This window comes from Monashia sp. HAY1-2A, from assembly GCF_056755315.1.
The window spans coordinates 1-6,271 of sequence record NZ_JBNDHY010000210.1; the positions used below are offsets into that span (position 1 = coordinate 1).

The 6,271-nt window shown below is 72.2% G+C and carries 8 protein-coding genes; 1 reads left to right on the forward strand and 7 read right to left on the reverse strand.

The features are described from left to right. Window positions 1-144: 144 nt before the first annotated feature. Window positions 145-300 (reverse strand): hypothetical protein, encoded by a 156-nt coding sequence (locus ACPYOM_RS20400; RefSeq protein WP_481347348.1) that lies wholly within the window; start codon window positions 298-300, stop codon window positions 145-147. Between the two features lie 101 nt (window positions 301-401). Between ACPYOM_RS20400 and ACPYOM_RS20405 the strand changes: the two genes are divergently transcribed. Continuing rightward, window positions 402-920: a putative immunity protein gene (locus tag ACPYOM_RS20405; RefSeq protein ID WP_481342958.1), complete on the forward strand. Its 519-nt coding sequence runs from the start codon at window positions 402-404 to the stop codon at window positions 918-920. 13 nt (window positions 921-933) lie between these two features. Here ACPYOM_RS20405 and ACPYOM_RS20410 read toward each other — a convergent pair whose 3' ends face one another. From ACPYOM_RS20410 to ACPYOM_RS20435, 6 genes are all read right to left on the reverse strand, one after another. Next, window positions 934-1,275, reverse strand: a complete 342-nt coding sequence (locus tag ACPYOM_RS20410) for a DUF2200 domain-containing protein (protein WP_481347349.1) — start codon at window positions 1,273-1,275, stop codon at window positions 934-936. A 108-nt stretch (window positions 1,276-1,383) separates the two neighbouring features. Then, window positions 1,384-2,109, reverse strand: coding sequence for an esterase family protein (locus ACPYOM_RS20415; protein ID WP_481342956.1), 726 nt, complete (start codon window positions 2,107-2,109; stop codon window positions 1,384-1,386). A gap of 29 nt (window positions 2,110-2,138) precedes the next feature. Further along, window positions 2,139-3,290 (reverse strand): alpha/beta hydrolase, encoded by a 1,152-nt coding sequence (locus tag ACPYOM_RS20420; RefSeq protein ID WP_481347350.1) that lies wholly within the window; start codon window positions 3,288-3,290, stop codon window positions 2,139-2,141. Further along, complete coding sequence (locus ACPYOM_RS20425) at window positions 3,287-4,225, reverse strand: type 1 glutamine amidotransferase family protein (RefSeq protein WP_481347351.1); 939 nt, start codon at window positions 4,223-4,225, stop codon at window positions 3,287-3,289. Before ACPYOM_RS20425 ends, ACPYOM_RS20420 begins: the two co-directional genes overlap by 4 nt. Before the next feature lie 26 nt (window positions 4,226-4,251). After that, window positions 4,252-5,481 (reverse strand): ATP-grasp domain-containing protein, encoded by a 1,230-nt coding sequence (locus tag ACPYOM_RS20430; RefSeq protein WP_481347352.1) that lies wholly within the window; start codon window positions 5,479-5,481, stop codon window positions 4,252-4,254. 120 nt (window positions 5,482-5,601) lie between these two features. Continuing rightward, window positions 5,602-6,024 (reverse strand): YciI family protein, encoded by a 423-nt coding sequence (locus ACPYOM_RS20435; protein WP_481347353.1) that lies wholly within the window; start codon window positions 6,022-6,024, stop codon window positions 5,602-5,604. Window positions 6,025-6,271: the final 247 nt, after the last annotated feature.

The following is a 6,271-nucleotide window of genomic DNA, read 5'->3' on the forward strand; positions in this document are numbered from 1 at the left end:
GCGCGATCCAGGGTTCCCGCGCGCCAAAGTTTGCGCGCCGGACCGACGTTTCGCGCGCTTCGTTCAGCAGCGCGCGAAACATCCGGGCAGGCGGGAGGACTCCTCCTGGATCGACGCCGAAGAACACCGCCAGGGTGCGGATCGTCACGAGCGCGCGATCCAGGGTTCCCGCGCGCCAAAGTTTGCGCGCCGGACCCACGTTTCGCGCGCTTCGTTCAGCAGCGCGCGAAACATCCGGGCACGCGCGAGGACTCCTCCTGGATCGACGCCGAAGATCGCCGCCAGGGTGCGGATCGTCACGAGCGCGCGATCCAGGGTTCCCGCGCGCCAAAGTTTGCGCGCCGGACCGACGTTTCGCGCGCTTCGTTCAGCAGCGCGCGAGTCGGGGTCACAATGGCCGGGTGCCGATCCTGCCGACCCAGCGTGACCCGCGGTTCATCACGATCCGCCGCGGCGGCACCCTCACCGACGAGGACCACCGGCTGCTCGCCGAGTGGGCGCTCGCCTGCGCCGAGCACGTGCTGCCGCTCTTCGAGGCCGCCGGTACCGGGGACCGGCGGGTCCACGAGGCCCTCGACATCACCCGGTCGTGGATCCGCGGAGAGGTGCCGATGCGCGTGGCCCACCAGGCGGCCTTCACCGCCAACGCCGCCGGACGCGGGCTGCCCGACCCGGCGCGGTTCGCCGCCCTGTCGGCCGGCCAGGCCGTGGCCGTCGCCCACGTCGCCGCGCACGAGCTCGGCGCGGCCGCCTACGCGATCCGTGCCGCGTCGGCGTCGGTCCCCGGCGACGAGGCGGAGGCCGCGCGGCTGCGCGAGCGGGACTGGCAGCGCGACCGGCTCCCCGATGCCATCCGCGAGCTCGTCCTCGACGACCAGCGCCTGCGCAGCCCGATCTGCTGGAATACCTTCGACGACTGACCGGGCGTGGCCCTCAGGCGCGGAGGACCTTGCCCAGGGGCTTGCCCCTCGCCAGCTCGTCGACGAGCTTGTCGAGGTACCGGATCTTCTGCATGAGCGGGTCCTCGACCTGCTCGACCCGGACGCCGCAGACGACCCCGGTGATCTTCGCCGCGTTCGGGTTGAGCCGGGCGTCCGCGAAGAACTCCTCGAAGGTCGTGCCGGCCTCGAGGTGCTCGCGGAGCCTGGCGTCGTCGAAGCCGGTCAGCCACTCGATGACCTCGTCGACCTCGGCCCGGATTCGGCCCTTGCGCTCGGCCTTCGCGACGTAGAGCGGGTACACCGACGCGACGCTCGTCGTGAAGATCCGGCTCATGCTCGGAGCGTACCGACGGCGCGATCACGGCGTCATGGCGTCACGCGTCACGCGTCACGGCGTCACGCGTCACGGCGTCACGCGTCACGGCGTCACGACGTCACGACGTCACGGCAGCAGGTCGTCGAGGTAGGTCGGCAGCATCTGCCACCACGTCGGCCAGTCGTGGTCGTAGGTCGGCCCCCAGTCGTCGACCCGGTTCGGGATGCCCTTTGCCCCCAGGACGTCCGCGACCGCCCAGGCCTCGCCGACGTCCTCCCACCGACCGCTGCCCGAGGCGAGGACGACCATCCGCTGGCGCAGCGCCTCGAGGTCCGGCCCGTCGAGGTCGGGCAGGAAGTGCAGCGGCGAGCTGAAGTAGAGGTCCTCGGTGAAGCGGCCCCCGATGAACTTCTCGATGGCGTAGGTGCCGCTCATGCAGACGGCGGCGTCGACGAGGTGCGGGTAGCGGCACGTGACCGCGAGCGCGTTGAAGGCGCCGATCGAGGCCCCGGCGACGACGACGCGCATCCGGCCGCCGCTGTCGGAGTGGATCGCCGGGATGATCTCGGAGGCGACGGCGTCGTGGAAGGCGTTGAAGAGGGCCATCCGGTACTCGGTGGACCCGCGGCGCTCGGCCATCGCCTGGCCCGCGACGCTGTCGCACGAGTACACCTTGGCGCGTCCGGCGTCGACGAGCGGCATGAGGTGGTCGACGAGCCGGTGCCGCTCGACCTCCTCGGCGTCGCCGCCCGCCGTCGGGAACAGGAGCACCGGCGCACCCCACGTGCCCCAGCGGGCCACCGTGATGTCCTGCCCGAGCCGGTCGGAGTACCAGCGGTCCGTCACCTTCATGCGTCAGCTCCTGCCCTCGGCGTGTGTCGTCACTCGTACACGAACTTCTGCGGCCCCGGGAAGACCCACGTCAGCGCGTCGCCGAGGCGGTCGCGCCAGTTCTCCCAGTTGTGGCCGTCGCGGGCCTCGGTGTACCGCACCCGCATGCCGGTGTGCCGGAACACGGGCACCATCGACCGGTTCGGCGTGATGAGCGGCTCGTAGACGCCGCACGACATGTGGATGCGGTCCACGACCGCCGTCGGCCGGGCCCGGTACCGGTTGACGAACTTCACGACGGGGTCGAACGCCGGTCCGCCGCCGTGGTCGAACCCGATGTCGGTGAAGACGAGGGATGCCGACTGGAGCACCAGAGAGCCGAAGAGCCCCGGGTAGCGCACGGCCGTCGACAGCGACGCGATGCCGCCGAACGAGGAACCCATGAGGCAGCGGGCCTCGGGCGCGTCCTCCAGCGGCAGCCGTTCGGTGAGCAGGGGGACGAGCTCGCGCGCGACGAACCGGGCGTGGGGCGCGTGGTTGGGGTACTCCTTCAGCCGGTCGCGCGGCGCCACGAAGGCGACGACGAGCGGGTCGACGTCGAGCCGGTGGATGAGGTTGTCGAGCACGGTCCGCATCGCCGCGTACTCGAGGTAGTCCGTGCCGTCGTGGACGACGAGGAGCGGGTAGCGCTGCGCCCGGTTGAACCGCGCGGGCAGGTAGATCTGGACGGGCTGGTCGCGGCGCAGGGCCTTGCTGCGCACGACCTCCTCGACGAGGGTGCCCTGCCGCGCCTCGGGGTCGAACGACACCCAGTCCGGGACTCGGTAGCCGACCGCCGCGCACACCGACGAGGACCCCATCGGGCTGTGCGCCATACGGGGGTTGAGCGGGTCGTTGAAGCGCTCGTGGTGATCCCCCTTGCGGATCTCGACCTGGTACTCGACGCGTGAGCCCTCGGGCAGCACGGTCGTGACGGCCCACAGGTCGGACTCGCCGATCCGCTTGAGCGGCAAGGGGTCCGGCAGCCCGACGACGCGGTGGCGGATCCACGCCTCGTCGACCTCGCCACGGTAGAGGAAGGTGGCGCGCTCGCCCTCGATGATCGGGCACCCCCACCGGGCGATGAACCGGTCGATGGCCGGACCGTCCAGCGGGACGCGGTCGCGCAGGCCGTTGACGGCCAGGCGTGTCGGGGTGCTCATGCGGCCCCCTCCACGGCGACGTGCCCCGTGACGTCGAGGTAGCGCGTCCCCTCCGGCAGCGGGTCGGCCGCCGGGGGCGCACCGGCCTTGAGGCGCACCACCGCGCCGTCGTCGAGCAGCACGAGCCGGTGCTCGGGAAAACGCCGGGCCAGCACGGACATGCGCTCGTGGTCCTCGAGGCGCAGCCGGCGTCGGGCGTGCGGCAGGACGAGCAGGCCGGGGACGCGTCCGAGCCCGGTGTCGTGCACCTCCGGGGCCGTGACGCCGTGCGGGGTGTGGTCGTGGAAGAGCACGACCCGGTCGGTGAGGACCATCGCACCGGCCGACCACGCCACGACGTGCTGCTCGGCCCGCAGCGTCACGTCGAACAGCCGCAGCGTGCGCAGCAGCGTCCGCACGTCGCCGCCGGCGACGACGAGCGCGCCGCAGTCGTCGAGGACGGCGCCGATCTCGCCCCGGTGCCAGCCGATGAGCTCGCTCTCCTCGCGCGGCGTGCGCTCGAACGTGGCGGCGTACAGGCCGGCGAGCTCGGCGGAGTACCAGCGGTCGACGTCGCGCACCGCCTCGATCGCCGCCTCGACGGCCACCGGGCCGACACCGTGCAGCGAGGTGCGGTGGGCAACCGCGTGGACGGCGTCGACGGCGCTCTGCAGCCGGATGCCGTAGAAGGCACGCAGCTCGTCCTGGCGGTCGCGGAAGGCGAGCGCGGCGGCGGCGACCCGCCGGTCCTTCGTGAGCACGTCGATCATCCGGTGGTACAGGCGCAGGTTGACACCACGGCCGTCGAGCAGGCCGTTCAGCTCGGCGTCCTCGGACTCGCGCTCCTCCCAGCCGGCGTTGACGACGGCGACGCGCCCGGGCACGTCGAGGGACCGCACGACCGGTTGCACCGTCGTGGTGAACCGCTGCGGTCCGAGGAGGATCGTCTCTGGCACTGGTCTCCGGTCGCCGCGCGCGACGCTCAGCCGGCGTGGACGCGGATGGTGCGCCCCACGTCGTCGAGCATGGCGCGCGTCGTGTCGTAGTCGGGGTGGCGCATCCGTACCCACGCGTTGGCCATGTATCCCGCCTCGACGGGCTGGGTGCCGTGGCCCTGCGGCGGGAAGTGGCCGTCGATGACCCACTCGCCGTAGCGCGCCTGGATCTCGTCGATGCCGGAGTAGCCCCGGATGACGCCGTCGTGGTCGGGCCGGAGGGCGACGATGCCCGCCGAGTAGGTCCGGCGCATCGGCTGCTCTGGACGCCCGTGCGTGATGACGTGGGCCCACTCGCGGTAGACGTCGACGTCGTTGGCTGCGGAGTAGAGGTCCCACGCTCCGACGCCGGGCGGCCGACAGCCGATCTCGCTGAACCGCAGGCCCTTCGGGCCGTAGAACCACTCCATGTGGGTTGCCGACGTCTCGATGCCGAGCGCGTCGATGACGCGGCGGCCGAGCTCGCGCACCTCCGCGTAGAACGTGTTGGCGGGGTCGTCGATGCGGTTGGTCGTGATGAACTCCGGCGAGATCCAGCGGTGGCGCATGGCCTCGAGGACGTTCGGGTAGTAGTGCGTGGCCCAGTCGTGCACGACCTCCCCACCGAGCGTGATGGTGTCGTAGAAGCCCTCGTGCCCCTCGACGAACTCCTCCACGGCGATCGAGGTCGACCCCTCGGCCCCGAACGCCCCGAGGGCGGCCTCGAGCTCGCGGTCGTCGTCGACGCGGGTCGTGCCCTGCGCGCCGGCCCCCGCGCGCGGCTTGAGGATGAGCGGGTACCCGATCCGCTCGGCGAACTCCCTTGCCTCCGTAGCGGACTCGACCGCGGCGCTGGCCGCCGTGGGCACCCCGGCCTCGCGCAGCGCGTCCTTCATCGACGGCTTGTCGCGGCACAGCCACGTCGTGCGCACGCTCGTGCCCGGGATGCCGCACGCCTCGCGCACCTGCGCGGCCGGCATCGTGTGCGCCTCGACGACCGCCTCGAGGGCGTCGATCCACACCTTGTCCTGGAAGAAGCGCACGGCGTCGACCATCTGCCCGACGTCGGTGACCGAGCCGACGCGGTAGTACCCCCGCAGCGAGCCGAGAAGGTCGTCGCCGAGGTGCCCCTCCTCCGACTCGCCGATGCCGTAGACGTTCGCCCCGACCGACGCGAGCGCCTGCACGAAGCGGCGCTGGTTGGCCGGGAAGGACGGCTCCACGAAGATGATGTTCACGGGCCCGACGCTAGCGGGCCGGGCGGAGGGGCGCCACGGGTCGACGCGGCGGTCCGGGGGTGTCAGCGCCGGTCGACGCGCGTGGTGTCCCGGCTCAGGTGTCGCGGCTCAGGTCCCGGCTCAGGCGTCGCGGTGGCCCTGGGCGGCGTCGATGACGTGGGAGCCGTGCTGCTCCTGGATGTCCGCGGGGAGGTCCTCGAACTCCATGACGCGCCGAACCTCGACGGACACCTCGGGGAACAGGTCGGCGAAGCGGGTGCCGAGCTCGAGGGCCTCGTCGCGGGAGGCCACGTCGATGACGGCGAACCCACCGACGACCTCGCGGGCCTCGGTGAACGGGCCGTCGGTGACCGACGGGGTGCCGCCGGACCGCTTGGTGATCATCGCGCCTTCGTCGCTGCGGTGGACCCCCTCCGCGGCGAGCAGGACGCCGGACTCGGCGCACTCGGTCATGAAGGCGCCCATCTTGTCGATGAACTCGGGGCTCGGGTTCCACGCCTCGGGCCGGGTCTCGTCGAGACGGTGGATGAGCAGGTAGCGCATGGGTTCTCCTCTGGTCGGTGCGATCTGCGTGCGGCCGGGCCGGGTCGGCTCCAGCCTCCACCACGACGTCGCTCGGTGGCGACGCCTTTCGACACGGCAGGCCGTTCGGATCCCGAAGGACCCCGGACACGCGGCGACGCCGCCCACCCGGAGGTGGACGGCGTCGAGGCGTTCGTGCGGTGACGCGTCAGGCGGTCGCCGGGGCGGCGCCGGACTCGATGCCCTTGGGGTCCGCGCCGTACTGGTT